Raw genomic sequence first — 16,231 nt, 5'->3', positions numbered from 1 at the left:
TAGAATGGCAACAATGCTGGATGTCTCACTGCGTGCGGGCGTGTCGAAGGCCACGGTATCGCGCGTACTGAACGGCACAGGTCAGGTTAAAGAGAGTACGCGTCAGCAGGTGTTTGCTGCGATGGAAGAGCTGGGCTACCGCCCGAACTTTCTCGCGCGTTCACTGGCTAACCAGACCAGCAACAGCATTGGTCTGGTCGTCTCAACCTTCGATGGTTTTTACTTTGGTCGCCTTCTGCAACAGGCATCACGGCAGACCGAAACCCACGGGAAACAGCTGATCGTCACGGATGGACACGACGCACCAGAGCAGGAAGAACAGGCAGTGCAGATGCTGGCCGATCGCAAATGTGATGCCATTGTGCTGTACACGCGCTATATGAGCGAAAAAGCGATTATCAAACTGATGAATACCGTGCAAACCCCGCTGGTGGTCATCAACCGTGAAGTCAGCCAGGCGCCGGATCGCTGTGTGTTCTTCGAACAACAGGATGCTGCCTTTAAGGCAGTGGATTACCTGATCAATCAGGGTCACCGGGAGATCGCCTGTATCACCGTCCCGATCCATACCCCAACCGGGAAAGCGAGACTGATGGGCTACCGTAAGGCGCTGGAAAAGCACGGCATTCGTCTGGACGAACGCCGGGTAAAGTATGGCGATGCGGGAATGACGCGGGGATACGAGCTGTGTAAAGAGCTCATTGCCGATGGCGTGTCGTTTAGCGCCCTGTTTGCCTGTAACGATGATATGGCGCTGGGTGCATCCAAAGCGTTACACCAGGCGGGGCTTAAGATCCCGCAGGATATTTCGCTGTTCGGTTTTGACGATGCCCCAAGCGCGAAATGGCTGGAACCTGCACTTTCATCGGTTTATCTGCCTATCGACAATATGATTGTCACCGCTATCGATCAGGCCATCAGGCTGGCAAAAAACCAGCCTGTCGATGCGATCCCGCCGTTTACCGGCACGCTGGTACTTCGCGATTCGGTCACCACGGGGCCGTACTTTAATCAAATGAGTTCCAGTGCCAGCAGTTCCTGAATGGTCTGCCGACGGCGGATCAGCCGTGCCTTGCCGTGATCAAACAGCACTTCCGGCAGCAGCGGGCGACTATTGTAGTTAGATGACATAGAAGCCCCGTAGGCACCGGTATCATGCAGTACAAGATAATCGCCCGGTTTGACCTCTGGCAGTGCACGTGTTTCCACTTTGCCACCTTCCTGTTGAGTGAACACGTCACCCGATTCACACAGCGGCCCCGCAACGACCGTCTCACGGCGCGGAGCGTGCGTTAAATCGCGTCCATCGGCAGCCAGGGCCGTTATGTGATGATAGCTGCCGTACATGGACGGACGCATCAGGTCGTTAAAACCGGCATCAATCAACACGAAATGGCGTGAGCCCATCTCTTTCACACTGCGAACCTGCGCCACCAGCACGCCGGCTTCGGCAACCAGGAAACGCCCCGGCTCAATTTCCAGCTTCACAGCGTGGCCCAGATGCGCAGCGATTTGGTCACGCGCGGCGCTCCACAGACCGTAATAGTGATCGGTATCGATCGCCTCTTCACCTTCACGGTAAGGAATAGAAAGCCCGCCACCTGCGGAGATCGCCTCCAGGTCCTGACCAAAATCGACAACCTGACGCACCATCGCCCCGCAGACCTGCTCAAGATGCGCATAATCCACGCCAGAGCCAATGTGCATATGAATGCCGACCAGCTTCAGGTTATAACGCTGCAACACGTCAAGCGCGGCTGGCATATCGGCATACCAGATACCGTGTTTGCTGTTTTCGCCGCCGGTATTGGTTTTTTGGCTATGACCATGACCAAAACCCGGGTTCACGCGTAACCAGACGCGATGACCTGGTGAAACCTGGCCTAGCTGCTCAAGCATATCCACAGACCCGGCATTCACCGGTACCTGCAATTCATGTACGCGCGCAAGCGTCGCTTCATCGATCACATCGGCAGTGAAGACGATCGCATCTGGATCGGTTTTCGGATCAAACCCGGCCACCAGCGCACGCTCTATTTCGCCCAGTGAAACGGAATCCACTTTGACGCCCTGCTCACGCATCAGGCGCAGAATGTGAATATTGGAGCATGCCTTTTGAGCAAAGCGCACCACGTCAAACTTATGCAGAGCGGCGATCTTCTCGCGAACGATCTGTGCGTCGTAGACCCAAACCGGGCAGCCAAACTCGGCTGGCAAGCGCAGCAGGTTTTCAGCGTTCAAATCGGTATCAGTCTGGTTGAGTGGGCGTGGCATGGTCTTCTCCGGATAAATTCATTTTTTATGATTACGCCACAGCGGAAAAAGAATAAAAAATATCGTTTTATCGCAAGTCCATGCAAAAATGATATGGATACTTCTCTGCTTTCAGGTGCCCTATGCCCGCCGTCAACTTACGCCATATCGAGATTTTTCACGCTGTGATGACCACCGGCAATCTCACCGAAGCCGCGCAGATGCTGCATACCTCACAGCCGACGGTGAGCCGGGAACTGGCACGCTTCGAGCAGGTGCTTGGGTTGAAGCTGTTTGAACGCACCCGCGGCAGGTTACACCCAACGGTGCAAGGGTTGCGTCTGTTCGAGGAAGTTCAGCGCTCCTGGTACGGGCTGGACCGAATTGTCAGCGCGGCGGAGAGCTTACGTGAATTTCGCCAGGGCGAGTTGTCGATTGTCTGTCTGCCCGTGTTTTCGCAGTCGTTTCTGCCGATGCTGATACAGCCTTTTCTGGCCCGTTATCCCGAGGTGAATCTGACCATCGTCCCGCAGGAGTCACCGCTGCTTGAAGAGTGGCTTTCGGCGCAGCGTCATGACCTGGGATTAACCGAAACCCTCGCTACGCCGGCGGGAACGCAGCGCACAGAATTACTGGCGCTAGATGAGGTCTGCGTCCTGCCTGCTGGCCATCCCCTTGCCAAAAAAAGCGTACTGACCCCTGCGGATTTCCACGGCGAGAACTACATCAGCCTGTCACAGACGGACAGCTACCGGCAGCTGCTGGATACGCTCTTTACCGAGCATCAGGTGAAACGAAGAATGGTGGTCGAAACGCACAGTGCCGCATCTATTTGCGCAATGGTTCGTGCCGGCGTGGGCGTCGCGGTGGTTAATCCGCTCACGGCGCTGGATTATGCGGAAAGTGGAGTTGTGGTTCGACAGTTTAGCGTTTCAGTCCCCTTTACCGTCAGCCTGATCCGCCCGATGCATCGTCCGGCCTCTGCGCTGGTAGACGCGTTCAGCGGACATCTGCAAAGTGGGTTAAGCACGCTAACCGCACAACTGAAGAAGGTACTGGAAAAGACGCCCGACTAAGTCAGCGGGCGTCCTCTGACTCAGTTAAAACGCTTAGCCACAGCGGCAACACGCTCACCGAATTTTACTGCCGTTTGCAGATCGCCGCTGGCAATCGCGCCCGCATCCGCATCTGACGGAGACTGTACCAGCAGCCCGACAGAGCCACCGAGGTTGTTGATATCCTGACGCGTTGCAGCCTGCGTATTCGATGGCGGCAGACCCAGACTCACCCAAATCCCACCATGCTGCGATGCCAGCGTTTGCAGGTATTGCAGGGAAACTTGCTTGTCACCGTTCAGGCTCGCACTGTTACTGAAGCCCGCGAATACTTTGTCCTGCCAGCTGCGAACGAACCAGGCTTTAGAGGTGGCATCAGCAAATTTCTTAAACTGCCACGGCACACCGCCCATGTAAGTTGGCGCCCCAAAAATAATCGCCTTTGCCTCGTTCAATTTTTGCCAGTCGCTTTCCTGAATTTCACCATTGCTGTCGATGGCGATCAGTTCAGCCTGCGCGCCCTCTGCAACTGTTTCAGCAACACGTTGAGTGTGGCCGTAGCCTGAATAATAGATAACTACAACGCTCATAATAGATCTCCTGATGCAATATTGCCTTGTGAGTCAAAAGATTAAGACGGTTTTAAAATTGCTCTGCGAGCAGTTGCCATTTTCGGTTCCCTGGTATCAAATAGAAACCTTACGTCGTTTTATACACGCAAATATTCGCGGGCGTAAGAAGGCACTTTTACCTCACCTGGTTACCTCGAGGGAACCACCATGACTGAGTCTGTCGTACTGAAAGAGGAGATGCCTCCTTATAACGTGTTCGATGAGCGCTGCCCTACCCGCGACGTGCTGGCGCGTATCGCCGACAAATGGGCGCTGCTGATCCTCGCGCGTCTTGAAAACGGGCCAATGCGCTTTAACAAGCTGCAACGTGATATTCAGCGGATCACCAAAAAGGTACTGACCCAGGCATTACGCAAGCTGGAACGCGATGGGCTGGTTTCACGTGAGGTTTTCGCGACCGTTCCGGTGACGGTGGAGTACAGTCTGACGCCGCTGGGACAGGCGTTAACCGAAACAGTGACCGTGCTGGCACACTGGGTGGAAAGTAATATGGATGCGATTGTGGCGGCGCAATCCGCTTATGACGCCGCCAATGCACAGACCTGAGCCGGGACGTTCCCGGCGCAAGCCCGCTCAGGAGAGCATAAACTCCACGGCATCGGCAGCATGGATCGCTGTGGTATCAAACACCGGGATTGGACTGCGCGCTACCGGAACCAGTAAGCCGATCTCAGTACAGCCAAAGATCACACCTTCTGCCCCCTTCTGTGCAAGCTTCTCGATCACGCTGACGTAATACGCGCGGGAAGGTTCACTGAATGTCCCCAGGCAAAGCTCATCAAAGATAATCTGATTGATGCGTTTCCGGTCAGCCTCATCCGGGATCAGGCTTTCAATCCCAAACTCACTACTCAAGCGACCGCGATAGAAATCCTGCTCCATGGTATAGCGCGTACCCAGCAGTGCCACACGCGACATTCCGGATGCAGCAATTTTACGCCCGGTCGCATCGGCGATATGCAGGAAGGGTAACGAGCAACGCTCTTCTATCCGGGAAGCAACTTTATGCATGGTGTTCGTACAGAGCAAAATTCCCTCTGCTCCCGCACGCTCCAGCCCCAGCGCCGCCTGTGCCAGGATCTCCCCGGCTTTATCCCATTCACCGCTCGACTGGCAGGCCTCGATTTCATGGAAATCAACACTGTGCAGCAGCAGGCTTGCGGAGTGCAGGCCGCCCAGACGCTGCTTTACCCCTTCATTAATCAGGCGGTAATACGGGATTGTTGATTCCCAGCTCATTCCACCTAACAGACCGATTGTTTTCATCACCCCTCCTTATCTCTTGTCTCTCTTTTAACACAACCGACGCCAATAAAAAAAGGCGCTGTATTCAGCGCCTTGTTAACCTGCAGAGTTTATTCCGTCACCAGCTCCGGCAGCGGATTACGGGTGAGCATCGCTTCGCGCAATAAAACGCTACCGCAGGCAAACAGCCCCCCCAGAAGCGCCGCCAGAACGACAATCAATGCCTTACCCGGGCCATCTTTTTTCACCGGCATGGAGGGGGAAAGCTGGTATCTAAATGGCTCAAGTTTGACATCGGCAAAGGATAGTTTTTTCAGCTGCGCCAGGTGGTATTCGCGGTTCTGGAAATCCGCATTCAGCTCGGTCACGTCCTTCAGATTTTTTTCAATCTGCAGCTTTTGTGCGATCCCGTCAGCGCCGAGCGAAACAGAGTAGTCCGGGTCATCTTTTACCGCCTGTCCGTTGCTGTAGACCGGCTTCTTGATGCCTGCTGCATTCGCCACTTCCAGCGAATAATTCAGTCGCTGCAGGTTAGTATTGTGAATATTGGTCAGGCGGACGCGATCCAGTTCCAGCTGCTGCTCAACAACGTTCTTTTTGAGGGCGATCTGGTTACGGATATTCTGCACCGTCTCTTTCTCGACAATAGCCGTAATATAGTCGATATATCCCTCCAGGACGGATTGAGCATCACCCGCTGTCGGCGCGGTGAAGCTTAATGTCCAGGAGACAAATGGCGCTTTGTCCGCGTCTTTTCCCTGGGCGTCATTCACCGCTTTCATTCTATCTGAGATATTGACTATCGCCCGATGCAGTTCAAGCGGATCCACCTCGGAGTCTTTAAGCTGCGACATCACGTAAGGAGAGGATTTCAGATACTCTTCAAGCAATGACTGCGACTGAAACTTTTTAATGAACAGGTCAAAGACTTCCGGACGGGTAATCTTCACGTCTACATCAAGCACCTGTAATGCCACCATCATCTGGCGCAGCGGGTTCCACTGCGATTGTTCTGCCGGGGTAATCACCGCTTTACTGGTCCACTTCTGCGGCAGTAAAAATGAAACGGCCAACCCCACCAGTGCAAAAACAAGGGTAATGGTGACAATACGCTTTTTCGCTGCCACAAGAACTGCTACCAGGCCGAGAAGATCTATCTCTTTAGCGTGTACGGCCGGGGGGGCATAATGGGGAAAATCAAGATCGGTGCTTTTTTTGATATCCATCTCAGACATATGAAATATTTTTAGGATGCAGTGCATCTTTGCTCAAACGTTAGCGGTGGTCCGATGATACCGCAACTTAAGAATTATCTTAAAATGAAATCTTTTGATTTATCTGTCCCCTGCCAAAATTAGTAGTGAATTTCACCACCTGATTATTGTGATTAAGCGCCCCCTTTATGCCCTTCCGGCATACGTTGTAAGCGCTTAAACAGGCAATACGATCACACGCCTATATTACGCAGTTTCTCTCCCGCCATCAGCTTGCGTTCAATATGTTCCAGCGTGACGCCTTTTGTTTCTGGAATTAACCAGAACGTGACGCCAATAAACGCCACGTTCAGCACCGTATAGAGCCAGAACGTTCCCGCCGCGCCAATGGCGTCCAGCAGCGTCAGGAATGTCGCGCCGATGATCATATTCGATACCCAGTTGGTGGTCGTGGAACAGGTGATGCCAAAGTCACGGCATTTGAGCGGCTGAATTTCGGAGCACAAGATCCACACCACAGGCGCGGCACTCATCGCATACCCGGCAATACACATCATGGTCATACCGACAGAGAGCCAGGAAAGACCACTTGAGGCCGTACCGTTATCAAACTGCATCAGGCAGTATCCGAGGATCAGCGTACCGAGCGCCATTACGCTGAAACCAATTTTCAGCGCCGGCTTGCGTCCGGCTTTATCCACGGTGAACACCGCAATAAAAGTGGCGAACATAAAGGTAAGCCCCACCACCAGGGTGGCCATCATCTGCTGTTCCGTGGTAGTGAATCCCGCCATTTTGAATATGCGCGGCGCGTAGTACATGATGATATTCATCCCGGTGAACTGCTGCATTGCCTGCAGCAACATGCCGAGGAACACCGCGCGGCGCACGTTGCGGTTGATCTTAAATAACGCCCAGCCTCCCTGCTTCAGCTTCAGGCTTTCACGGATCTCGTTCAGCTCTTCCCGTGCTTTTTCCGAGGTATCGCGCAACATGCGCAGCACCTCTTCGGCCTCCACATGACGTCCTTTTTGCGCCAGCCAGCGCGGACTGTTTGGCAGGAAAACCACCAGTACAATCAGCACCAGTGCCGGTAAAGCCAGCACGCCGAGCATCGCGCGCCAGTTGCCGCTGTAGCTGAAGTAGGTATCGGACAGGAACGCCAAAACAATACCCAGCGTCACCATCAGTTGATACATGCTGATCATCCTGCCACGCACGTTTTCACTCGCCATTTCGGAGAGGTAGAGCGGTGCCGTATAAGAAGCAATCCCGACCGCCACACCGAGCAGCACACGGGAAAGCAGCAACACTTCAACGTTCGTGGCAAACGCGGAACCAATGGAGCCGGCAACAAACAGAATCGCCCCGACCATCAGGCTGTACTTACGCCCCAGGCGGAACGAGAGCCAGCCATTAAACAGTGCGCCGATGGCCGCGCCGAGCATCATGCTGCTCACCACCCACTCCTGCAGACGGCTACTCAGGGTAAAGTGATCGGTTATAAACGGTAATGCACCGGCAATCACGCCGATATCCAGTCCAAATAATAAGCCCGCTACCGCGGCCGCAATGGAAACAAACTGATTCATGCGGCGGGTATCACGCAGCGCAGCGGGCATAAGGGTAGAGTCATTTATAGATGTCATATTTTTCCTGCCTCAACAGCAAAATTCGTTAACTGAAATTACGAGAAAGCGAGGAAAAGTGTCAGGTCGGAAATCGCGAAGTTATGGATTATTCCGCTACGGCATACGGTTCTGTGATGGACATTACAATTTCAACTCGTGGCGAATAATCACGTATTTTTACTAATCAATTAATATCTAAGAAATAAAAGTGTGATTTCCGTCATTTATGATTTTTCAGTATGGATTTTTCATCTTTACCGATATGGACTAAGCCAATTTTACGTAAAAAAAACCTCCGCCCATGGGCAGAGGTGCTTAATACAGATGGAATTAACGCGCCAGCCAGCCACCGTCTACAGCCACGGTGTAACCGTTGATGTAATCTGATGCCGGGGAGGCCAGGAAGACAATCGGCCCCATAAGATCGCCCGGCAGCCCCCAACGGCCAGCAGGAATACGCTCAAGGATTTCCGCGCTACGCTGTTCATCCGCACGCAGCTGCTGCGTGTTGTTGGTCGCCATGTAGCCCGGTGCAATCGCATTGACGTTGATATTATGTTTCGCCCATTCGTTTGCAAGCAGGCGGGTCACGCCCATTACAGCGCTTTTGGACGCGGTGTAAGACGGCACGCGGATACCGCCCTGGAAAGAGAGCATCGAGGCAATATTAATGATCTTGCCGCCTTTCCCTTGTGCGATGAAGTGCTTCGCCGCTGCCTGGGACATAAAGAACACGCTCTTGATGTTCAGATCCATCACATCGTCCCAGTCGCGTTCAGTGAAGCTAATCGCATCTTCACGACGAATCAGTCCGGCATTGTTTACCAGAATGTCGATATGCCCGAATTCCGCGACAGCACGTTCCAGCAGTTCAGGAATGGCGTCGATTTTACGCAGATCGGCAGTCAGGCTCAGGAAACGGCGACCCAGTGCCGTCACGCGTTCAATGGTTTCAGTCGGTTCAACAATATTAATCCCCACAATATCGCAACCCGCTTCCGCCAGACCTAACGCCATCCCCTGACCCAGTCCGGTGTCACACCCGGAAACCACAGCCACTTTCCCCTGAAGAGAGAATGCATCCAGAATCATGTTTATTCCTTACTCTTTCAACGCCTGTCACTCACAGGCAGGTTTATGCTTCACTGCCTGCGACTAGCGCAGATCGCTGACCGCAATATGGTCCATATCATCGAAGACCTGGTTTTCGCCCACCATTCCCCAGATAAAGGTGTAGGCTTTCGTCCCTACGCCGGAGTGAATGGACCAGCTCGGTGAAATCACCGCCTGCTCGTTATGCATTACGATATGGCGCGTTTCCTGCGGCTGTCCCATCATGTGGAACACGCAGGCGTCCTCGTCCATGTTGAAATAGAAGTAGACTTCCATGCGGCGCTCGTGGGTGTGGCACGGCATGGTGTTCCACAGGTTACCCGGCGCGAGTTCGGTCAGCCCCATGCTGAGCTGGCAGGTCTCCAGCACATCCGGCACGAAGTATTTATTGATGGTGCGGCGGTTGCTGGTGAGATTGTCGCCAAGCGTCACAGGGGCAACGTCTGCCGGAGTGACCTTCCTGGTTGGGTAAGTGGAGTGAGCCGGGGCGCAGTTGTAGTAAAACTTCGCAGGCTTGCTGCCGTCGATGCTGGCGAAGATCACATCTTTCGCCCCTTTACCCACGTAAAGCGCCTCGCGATGGCCAATCTCATAGCACTGTCCGTCTACGGTGATGGTACCCGGCCCGCCGATGTTAATCACACCCAGCTCGCGACGCTCGAGGAAATAGCTCACGCCCAGCTGTTTACCGACCTCACCGCCCACGGAGACGCTGCTCGTGACGGGCATAATCCCGCCCACAATAATGCGGTCGATATGGCTGTAGACCAGGGTGTACTTGTCGGCCTCGAACACCTGCTCGACTAAAAACTCATTGCGCAGCCCTTGAGTGTCCAGCATTTTGGCGTGCGCACTGTGGATGCTTTGTCTGATGTCCACGATAACCTCCAGATGTGGTCATGCCCGAAGGCAGAAAATAAACGAAACAGCGTTCCGTTTTCTTGATGAGCACATACTATCGGCATAAAGTGGGCTTTTCAATTATATTTAAAACAACGTTTCATTTTTATTTTTGTTTGTATCGGAAATGACGTTCGGATCACGATAAATGGGGATTGAGAAACACAGCACCATAAAAAAACCTCCCGCAGGAGGTTTTTTAGAATGAGAAGAGGTTAACGTTCGATGGCCAGCGCCACCCCCTGCCCGCCACCTATACAGAGTGTGGCAATGCCTTTACGGGCGTTCCGCTTTTTCATTTCGTGGACCAGCGATACCAGGATCCGGCAGCCGGACGCACCAATAGGATGTCCCAGCGCGATCGCCCCGCCGTTGACGTTTACCCGCAGGGGATCCCACTCCAGCATTTTGCCGACCGAGATCGCCTGCGCGGCAAAGGCTTCGTTTACTTCGATCAGATCCACATCTGAGAGCTGCCACCCCGCACGATCCAGGCAGCGACGGGTAGCATACACTGGCGCGATCCCCATTAACGCAGGATCAACACCTACGCTGGCAAACGCCTTGATGCGGGCCATTACGGGGAGATCCAGCTCAAGGGCTTTGCTTTCGCTCATCATCATGACGGCCGCTGCGCCATCATTAATGGAGGAAGCATTTCCCGCCGTAACCGACCCCTGCATTTCAAAAGCAGGGTTAAGCCTCGCCAGACCTTCAGCGCTGGCGTCGGTACGCGGCTGCTCATCGGTATCCACCACGACAACCTCGCCGTTCTGACGCTGCGTGCTGACAGGGACAATTTCATCGCGAAAACGGCCGGAATCAATCGCCGCGCGCGCCTTTTGCTGCGAGCTTAAGGCATAAGCATCCTGCAGCTCACGACTGATGCCGTATTCGCGCGCCAGGTTTTCCGCCGTCACACCCATATGATAATCATTGAATGCATCCCAGAGCCCGTCATGCACCAGGCTATCAAGCAACTGGCTGTTGCCTAACTGTGCGCCGGTACGGCTGTCGGTCAATACGTGTGGCGCGCGGCTCATGTTCTCTTGTCCGCCCGCAATGACCACATCCGCTTCACCGCACTGAATGGCTTGCGTTGCAAGATGTAGCGCTTTTAGTCCTGATCCACAGACGTCGTTAATGGTGATTGCGGAGACGGTATTGGGCAACCCACCTTTCAGCGCCGCCTGTCGCGCAGGGTTTTGCCCGGCTCCGGCAGTCAGAACCTGTCCCAGGATCACCTCATCAATTTCATGGGCTGCGATCCCGCTACGTTCCACCAGCGCTTTTACTACCACGCTACCCAAGTCAACCGCCGAGTGACGCGCAAGCGCTCCCTGAAAACAGCCGATAGCTGTACGCAACGCACCCACTATTACGACATCTTTCATCACGACCTCTGTGTTAAATGACATGACGATAGTAGAGGATTGTTACTGGCAATTATCTTAATTGTTTAAAAATAGTGAGTTTAATCACAAGGATCAGCGCGCATCCTGCAGATACTGCCGCAGCCAGCTTCCGGCAATACCTGGTGGGGATCGTTTATTCCATAGCAGATCGATCCCTGTCGCCCGCGGCCAGCCGGGGACATTTAGCTGTACCAACGATTTCGCGGCGGCAAATTCATCCACTAGTGCGCACGGCAACACGCACCAGCCAAATCCCTGTACTGCCATACTCAAGAGTAACAGGTAATTCGGCGCTGACCAGACGGGCCCGCGCGCGAGCGCCGCCTCGCGCTCAAGATAGGTGCTGAGCCGCAACTCTCGCCAGCCGTGCAGTTCGTCGGCCTGAATTTCAGGTTGACCGGTCAGAGGATGCGTGGTCGCAACATATATTGCCATGCGGGTCTGCATCGGCAGCCGTGTGAAGCCGATATCCGTAGGATAACTGTCCCGCGCTTCCGTCAGGCCAATCTGCGCTCGCTCCTTTTGCAGCAGATCGATGACGTCCTCTTCTTCGCCAATCAGGCATTCGAATTCCGTATGAGGAAAGCGCCGGTCAAACTGGTTCATGAGATCTTCCAGCACATCCGGATTGAGGGTATCGGAAAGGACAAATGTCAGACGCGCCTCCGTTTGTGCCGTTAATGATACTGCCAGCTCATCAAGCCGCGTGCTGGCGGCGAGGATGGCCTGCACATAGCCCAGCACCTGCTCCCCTTGAGCCGTCAACACCGGCTGGCGCGCCGAGCGGTCAAAAAGCTCGAAACCCAGATCGGCTTCAAGATTGGCAATGGACGTGCTGATCGTCGACTGGCTTTTACGCAACCGGCGTGCGGCAGCAGAAAAAGAACCCGCCGCGACGGTTTCAACAAACGCAGTAAGGGCTTCGGGGGAATAGCGCATGATCTATCTACTTTTACGATGGATACCATCTTTAATATATCAGCTTTAACGATAAAAATAGGCCCCATCAACGCCCATACTGGCGAATTAACGAGGTCTATGACTATGCAACACCAGGATGCACTCCAACGTAAACTGCCGGAGCGGATCTTTCATGCTGTCTGTTTTGAAGGGATTGCCACGGCGATCCTCGCCCCTACGGCGGCGTGGCTCATGCAGCGTTCCGTAGTTGAGATGGGCGGGTTAACCATTATTCTGGCCACCACCGCCATGCTGTGGAACATTATTTATAACTTCGGCTTCGACCGTTTCTGGCCAGTTCAGCGCGTCAAACGTACGGCAAAAGTCCGTGCGCTGCATGCCCTGGGGTTCGAATGCGGGTTCATCGTGATCGGCCTGTCGATTGTCGCCGCCGTGCTGGGCGTCACGCTGCAAGAGGCATTCACGCTGGAAATAGGTTTCTTCCTGTTCTTCCTGCCTTACACCATGTTCTACAACTGGGCATATGACACGTTACGTGAAAAATTCATTAAGCGTCGTCAGCAAAGACGCGCCCTGGCAGGCTAACTCCCCCCTGGCCGGACGACTGGTCCGGCCAAACTCCGTCGAAGCAACTGCGCTCTCTACGCATAACTATGGTAAATTGCACTCCATTCCGATGGTTTGATAGTTGATACGTTGCTCTAATGTCGAAAATTTGGTCAAAAGATGAGACTCTCTGGAGTTTCGCTCTCTACGGCACGGCCGTGGGCGCAGGAACGCTGTTCTTGCCCATTCAGCTGGGCTCCGCAGGCGCTATCGTCCTGTTTATTACCGCCCTTGTGGCTTATCCGTTAACCTACTGGCCGCACCGAGCGCTGGCACAATTTATCCTGTCGTCGAAAACCAAAGGCAATGAAGGGATCACCGGCGCCGTATCGCACTATTACGGCAGGAAGATTGGCAACCTGATCACCACGCTCTATTTCATCGCCTTCTTTGTGGTGGTGCAGATTTATGCGGTGGCCATCACCAACTCGCTCACGGAGCAACTGGCAAAACACCTGACGGTGGATACCGCCGTTCGCGTACTGGTCAGCCTGGGGGTGGTACTGGTTCTTAATCTGATCTTCCTGATGGGACGACATATCACGATAAAAGTGATGGGCTTCCTGGTGTTTCCGTTGATTGCCTATTTCCTGTTTGTCTCGCTGTATCTGACGGGAAGCTGGCAGCCGTCGCTGCTCACCAGTCAGATGGCATTTGATCAACATACCCTGCATCAGGTATGGATTTCGATTCCGGTGATGGTTTTTGCTTTCAGCCATACCCCGATTATCTCAACGTTTGCCGTTGACCGTCGTGAGAAGTTTGCTGACGGTGCTATGGATAAATGCAAGAAAATCATGAAGGTGGCGTACCTCATTATCTGCCTGAGCGTGCTGTTCTTTGTCTTCAGCTGCCTGCTCTCTATTCCACCGTCTTATATTGTGACCGCCAAAGAGCAAGGGGTTACGATCCTGTCCGCGCTGTCGATGATGCCTTCCTCTCCGGCATGGCTGGGTATTTCCGGGATTATCGTGGCGATTATTGCGATGTCGAAATCGTTCCTCGGCACCTATTTTGGCGTAATTGAAGGGGCGACGGAGATCGTGAAGTCGTCGCTGAATCAGGTGGGCGTGAAAAAGAGCCGCGCCTTTAACCGTGCAGTTTCCATTATCGGGGTGTCGTTAATCACCTTTGCGGTCTGCTGCATTAACCCGAATGCCATTTCGATGATTTATGCCATCAGCGGTCCGCTTATCGCCATGATCCTGTTTATCATGCCGACGCTGTCGACGTATCTGATCCCGTCCCTGAAACAGTACCGTTCCATTGGCAACCTGCTGACGCTGATCGTCGGCGTGCTGTGCGTGTCGGTGATGTTTGTCGGCTAATCCCTTTCGTGCCCGGCGCACTGCCGGGCACGCCATTCAGTCTCGTCCTGTCGTATCCAGCGGAAAAGGCCTGTCCTGCACGACCGTTTTCATGACAAGCGTCGAGCGAAGATGCTGCACGCCCGGCATCGCTGAGAGTTTCTCGTCATAGAGTTTTTGAAATGCAGACAGGTCACGCGTCACAACGTGCATCAAATAATCGGGATCGCCAAATAAACGCTGTGCCAGCACGATTTGCGGTATCTCTTCCACCGCATCTTCAAAGGCGCTAACCGCTTTTCTGTCACCCTCTTTAAGCGTCGCAAATACTATCGCCAGGAAGTTAAATCCCATTTTGGCGGGATCGAGGCTGGCGCGGTATCCCGTTATGGCTCCGCTTTGCTCCAGCGCCCGCACGCGACGATGGCACGGCGAGAGGCTCAGATTCACCCGCTCTGCCAGCTCCGTAAGTGATAAACGACCGTCAGATTGCAGCTCCGCAAGAATTTTTCTATCAATGCTATCCATGTGGAAGATTTTCTCAGTTTTACCGTGTTATGAGCATAACATTGAAAGCCTATTTCGCAGGGTTAGCGATATTCTTTTTCTCAACGTTTGACGCACTGCGGGGGGCTTCAGGACGATGGAAATGAGTATTGTGGCCGGCTTTTGGGTGGTTTCTTTTCTGCTTATCATGACGCCGGGGGCGGACTGGGCCTATGCCATTAGCGCCGGGATTAACGGTCGACGCGTGGTCCCGGCTGTGATGGGGCTGATGTCCGGTCATCTGCTGGCTACGATGATAGTGGTTGCGGGCGTGGGCGTTTTAATTGCTCAACATCCACTGGCGTTAGCCGGGCTGACCGTGGCGGGAGCCCTGTATCTCCTGTGGCTTGGCATAACGTTATTGCGTCACCCAGCCGCACCGGAAAAGGACACCCGCCATACGGGAAACTGGACACAGTGGGCGGTGAAAGGACTCTGTATTAGCGGCCTAAACCCGAAAGTTTTTTTGCTGTTCCTGGCCCTGCTTCCGCAATTTACAGACCCAACCGGAAGTTGGTCGATAGCGATGCAGATGTCTGCGCTTGGGATGATGCATCTTATCACCTGTACGCTGGTCTACCTGCTGGTGGGGTATGGCTCGAAAGCCGTGCTGGCGACCCGGCCACAGGCGGCGCGTCTGGTGAGCAGAGCATCGGGAGGGTTGATGGTGCTGATAGCGATGGTATTGCTGTTTGAGCAGGTAAGATAAAAAACACCGGCCATCGCCGGTGTTACTTACGCCCGAATATCGTCATATTCCCGCGTATTATCAAACTCATGTTTAGCAAACGGGCACAGCGGAATAATTTTACGGTTCTCACCGCGCATCTTCTCCACCACTTTCGCCACCAGCTGTTTGCCAACGCCCTGCCCTTTCAGGCTCGGATCGACGTCGGTGTGCTCAATAATGCTCAGGTGCTCGCCGGTCGGTACGAAAACAATCTCCGCGACCTGATTTCCGTGAGCATCGTTCACGTAAAACTTGTTATGGCCTTCCAGAATATCCATGGTTCCTCGCTTATTTTTGGCGATACTTCAACGCACCGCTCGGGCAGGTATCAATCACACGTACAACCGTTTCAACGTCCACTTCATCGGGAATGATCCACGGTTTACGTTTCAGGTTAAACAGCTTAGCGCTTCCGCGTACGCAGTTACCTGAGTGTTTACAGATCCCGGTATTGAAGTAAACATCAATTTTCTCGCCGGTATAGGCCCGGTAACCTGCATCCAGTAGTTCTTTATCCATGACATTGCCTCTGTAATTATTCTGGTATGAAATGAAGCATAGCCTTACGCGATCCCGATGGCTATTACACCGAAAACGAAAATCCAGGTCACAACTCTTTTCATGCCGGATTGCGCGCCCCTGATGTGCATGTCAGGCTCCGCA

The 16,231-nt window shown here is 53.7% G+C and carries 18 protein-coding genes; 6 read left to right on the top strand and 12 right to left on the bottom strand.

The window, feature by feature from the left end:
- The first annotated feature begins 4 nt into the window (after positions 1–4).
- Complete coding sequence (locus AC0XWG_RS11590) at positions 5–1,042, top strand: LacI family DNA-binding transcriptional regulator (protein ID WP_049006174.1); 1,038 nt, start codon at positions 5–7, stop codon at positions 1,040–1,042.
- Here the strand turns inward: AC0XWG_RS11590 and lysA are convergent.
- Entirely contained in the window at positions 1,012–2,274 is a 1,263-nt protein-coding gene (lysA, locus tag AC0XWG_RS11585; protein ID WP_128347301.1) for a diaminopimelate decarboxylase, read from the bottom strand. The genes AC0XWG_RS11590 and lysA overlap by 31 nt on opposite strands.
- Before the next feature lie 122 nt (positions 2,275–2,396).
- Here lysA and AC0XWG_RS11580 point away from each other — a divergent pair, with 122 nt between their 5' ends.
- The gene (locus AC0XWG_RS11580; RefSeq protein WP_128347300.1) at positions 2,397–3,329 is read left to right on the top strand and encodes a LysR family transcriptional regulator; all 933 of its coding nucleotides are present in this window, start codon (positions 2,397–2,399) and stop codon (positions 3,327–3,329) included.
- Positions 3,330–3,349: 20 nt separating this feature from the next.
- Here the strand turns inward: AC0XWG_RS11580 and AC0XWG_RS11575 are convergent, their stop codons facing one another.
- A complete protein-coding gene (locus AC0XWG_RS11575) occupies positions 3,350–3,898 on the bottom strand; it encodes a flavodoxin family protein (protein ID WP_028016925.1) in 549 nt (182 codons plus the stop codon).
- A gap of 189 nt (positions 3,899–4,087) precedes the next feature.
- On the opposite strand from AC0XWG_RS11575, the gene AC0XWG_RS11570 reads away from it, so the two are divergent.
- Entirely contained in the window at positions 4,088–4,486 is a 399-nt protein-coding gene (locus AC0XWG_RS11570; protein WP_080282775.1) for a winged helix-turn-helix transcriptional regulator, read from the top strand.
- Between the two features lie 27 nt (positions 4,487–4,513).
- On the opposite strand, the gene AC0XWG_RS11565 is transcribed toward AC0XWG_RS11570, so the two are convergent.
- The 7 genes from AC0XWG_RS11565 to AC0XWG_RS11535 form a co-directional block, all read right to left on the bottom strand.
- A complete protein-coding gene (locus tag AC0XWG_RS11565) occupies positions 4,514–5,206 on the bottom strand; it encodes an aspartate/glutamate racemase (RefSeq protein WP_028016927.1) in 693 nt (230 codons plus the stop codon).
- 89 nt (positions 5,207–5,295) lie between these two features.
- Positions 5,296–6,420 (bottom strand): LPS O-antigen length regulator Wzz(fepE), encoded by a 1,125-nt coding sequence (gene wzz(fepE), locus AC0XWG_RS11560; RefSeq protein ID WP_128347299.1) that lies wholly within the window; start codon positions 6,418–6,420, stop codon positions 5,296–5,298.
- 212 nt (positions 6,421–6,632) lie between these two features.
- Positions 6,633–8,048, bottom strand: coding sequence for an arabinose-proton symporter AraE (gene araE, locus AC0XWG_RS11555; RefSeq protein WP_108090399.1), 1,416 nt, complete (start codon positions 8,046–8,048; stop codon positions 6,633–6,635).
- 312 nt (positions 8,049–8,360) lie between these two features.
- Entirely contained in the window at positions 8,361–9,122 is a 762-nt protein-coding gene (gene kduD / locus AC0XWG_RS11550; RefSeq protein WP_028016930.1) for a 2-dehydro-3-deoxy-D-gluconate 5-dehydrogenase KduD, read from the bottom strand.
- Positions 9,123–9,185: 63 nt separating this feature from the next.
- Positions 9,186–10,022, bottom strand: a complete 837-nt coding sequence (gene kduI, locus AC0XWG_RS11545; protein ID WP_128347298.1) for a 5-dehydro-4-deoxy-D-glucuronate isomerase — start codon at positions 10,020–10,022, stop codon at positions 9,186–9,188.
- Positions 10,023–10,258: 236 nt separating this feature from the next.
- Positions 10,259–11,437 (bottom strand): acetyl-CoA C-acetyltransferase, encoded by a 1,179-nt coding sequence (locus AC0XWG_RS11540; RefSeq protein WP_028016932.1) that lies wholly within the window; start codon positions 11,435–11,437, stop codon positions 10,259–10,261.
- A gap of 93 nt (positions 11,438–11,530) precedes the next feature.
- The gene (locus tag AC0XWG_RS11535; RefSeq protein WP_049006162.1) at positions 11,531–12,397 is read right to left on the bottom strand and encodes a LysR family transcriptional regulator; all 867 of its coding nucleotides are present in this window, start codon (positions 12,395–12,397) and stop codon (positions 11,531–11,533) included.
- A gap of 105 nt (positions 12,398–12,502) precedes the next feature.
- Between AC0XWG_RS11535 and AC0XWG_RS11530 the strand changes: the two genes are divergently transcribed.
- Both AC0XWG_RS11530 and AC0XWG_RS11525 read left to right on the top strand, forming a co-directional pair.
- Positions 12,503–12,964, top strand: coding sequence for a multidrug/biocide efflux PACE transporter (locus tag AC0XWG_RS11530; RefSeq protein WP_049006161.1), 462 nt, complete (start codon positions 12,503–12,505; stop codon positions 12,962–12,964).
- A gap of 119 nt (positions 12,965–13,083) precedes the next feature.
- Positions 13,084–14,313: an amino acid permease gene (locus AC0XWG_RS11525; protein WP_028016935.1), complete on the top strand. Its 1,230-nt coding sequence runs from the start codon at positions 13,084–13,086 to the stop codon at positions 14,311–14,313.
- Between the two features lie 36 nt (positions 14,314–14,349).
- Here AC0XWG_RS11525 and AC0XWG_RS11520 read toward each other — a convergent pair whose 3' ends face one another.
- The gene (locus tag AC0XWG_RS11520; RefSeq protein WP_028016936.1) at positions 14,350–14,820 is read right to left on the bottom strand and encodes an Lrp/AsnC family transcriptional regulator; all 471 of its coding nucleotides are present in this window, start codon (positions 14,818–14,820) and stop codon (positions 14,350–14,352) included.
- A 115-nt stretch (positions 14,821–14,935) separates the two neighbouring features.
- On the opposite strand from AC0XWG_RS11520, the gene AC0XWG_RS11515 reads away from it, so the two are divergent.
- Positions 14,936–15,547, top strand: coding sequence for a LysE family translocator (locus AC0XWG_RS11515; protein WP_128347297.1), 612 nt, complete (start codon positions 14,936–14,938; stop codon positions 15,545–15,547).
- 26 nt (positions 15,548–15,573) lie between these two features.
- Here the strand turns inward: AC0XWG_RS11515 and AC0XWG_RS11510 are convergent, their stop codons facing one another.
- Positions 15,574–15,846, bottom strand: a complete 273-nt coding sequence (locus tag AC0XWG_RS11510) for a GNAT family N-acetyltransferase (RefSeq protein ID WP_028016938.1) — start codon at positions 15,844–15,846, stop codon at positions 15,574–15,576.
- A 10-nt stretch (positions 15,847–15,856) separates the two neighbouring features.
- Positions 15,857–16,087, bottom strand: a complete 231-nt coding sequence (yjdI, locus tag AC0XWG_RS11505; protein ID WP_008499689.1) for a 4Fe-4S mono-cluster protein YjdI — start codon at positions 16,085–16,087, stop codon at positions 15,857–15,859.
- Positions 16,088–16,231 lie beyond the last annotated feature (144 nt).

Source organism: Enterobacter sp. DVT3837 (genome assembly GCF_056238685.1).
The sequence above is the reverse complement of the archived record's forward strand: the minus strand, read 5'-3'. Positions and strand labels throughout refer to the sequence as shown.

What these genes read in the sequence shown, in the direction of transcription:
- AC0XWG_RS11590 (WP_049006174.1), top strand. Translation starts at nt 5, where the DNA reads ATGGCAACAATGCTGGATGTCTCACTGCGTGCGGGCGTGTCGAAGGCC.
- lysA (WP_128347301.1), bottom strand. Translation starts at nt 2,274, where the DNA reads ATGCCACGCCCACTCAACCAGACTGATACCGATTTGAACGCTGAAAAC.
- AC0XWG_RS11580 (WP_128347300.1), top strand. Translation starts at nt 2,397, where the DNA reads ATGCCCGCCGTCAACTTACGCCATATCGAGATTTTTCACGCTGTGATG.
- AC0XWG_RS11575 (WP_028016925.1), bottom strand. Translation starts at nt 3,898, where the DNA reads ATGAGCGTTGTAGTTATCTATTATTCAGGCTACGGCCACACTCAACGT.
- AC0XWG_RS11570 (WP_080282775.1), top strand. Translation starts at nt 4,088, where the DNA reads ATGACTGAGTCTGTCGTACTGAAAGAGGAGATGCCTCCTTATAACGTG.
- AC0XWG_RS11565 (WP_028016927.1), bottom strand. Translation starts at nt 5,206, where the DNA reads ATGAAAACAATCGGTCTGTTAGGTGGAATGAGCTGGGAATCAACAATC.
- araE (WP_108090399.1), bottom strand. Translation starts at nt 8,048, where the DNA reads ATGACATCTATAAATGACTCTACCCTTATGCCCGCTGCGCTGCGTGAT.
- kduD (WP_028016930.1), bottom strand. Translation starts at nt 9,122, where the DNA reads ATGATTCTGGATGCATTCTCTCTTCAGGGGAAAGTGGCTGTGGTTTCC.
- AC0XWG_RS11540 (WP_028016932.1), bottom strand. Translation starts at nt 11,437, where the DNA reads ATGAAAGATGTCGTAATAGTGGGTGCGTTGCGTACAGCTATCGGCTGT.
- AC0XWG_RS11535 (WP_049006162.1), bottom strand. Translation starts at nt 12,397, where the DNA reads ATGCGCTATTCCCCCGAAGCCCTTACTGCGTTTGTTGAAACCGTCGCG.
- AC0XWG_RS11530 (WP_049006161.1), top strand. Translation starts at nt 12,503, where the DNA reads ATGCAACACCAGGATGCACTCCAACGTAAACTGCCGGAGCGGATCTTT.
- AC0XWG_RS11525 (WP_028016935.1), top strand. Translation starts at nt 13,084, where the DNA reads ATGTCGAAAATTTGGTCAAAAGATGAGACTCTCTGGAGTTTCGCTCTC.
- AC0XWG_RS11520 (WP_028016936.1), bottom strand. Translation starts at nt 14,820, where the DNA reads ATGGATAGCATTGATAGAAAAATTCTTGCGGAGCTGCAATCTGACGGT.
- AC0XWG_RS11515 (WP_128347297.1), top strand. Translation starts at nt 14,936, where the DNA reads ATGGAAATGAGTATTGTGGCCGGCTTTTGGGTGGTTTCTTTTCTGCTT.
- AC0XWG_RS11510 (WP_028016938.1), bottom strand. Translation starts at nt 15,846, where the DNA reads ATGGATATTCTGGAAGGCCATAACAAGTTTTACGTGAACGATGCTCAC.
- yjdI (WP_008499689.1), bottom strand. Translation starts at nt 16,087, where the DNA reads ATGGATAAAGAACTACTGGATGCAGGTTACCGGGCCTATACCGGCGAG.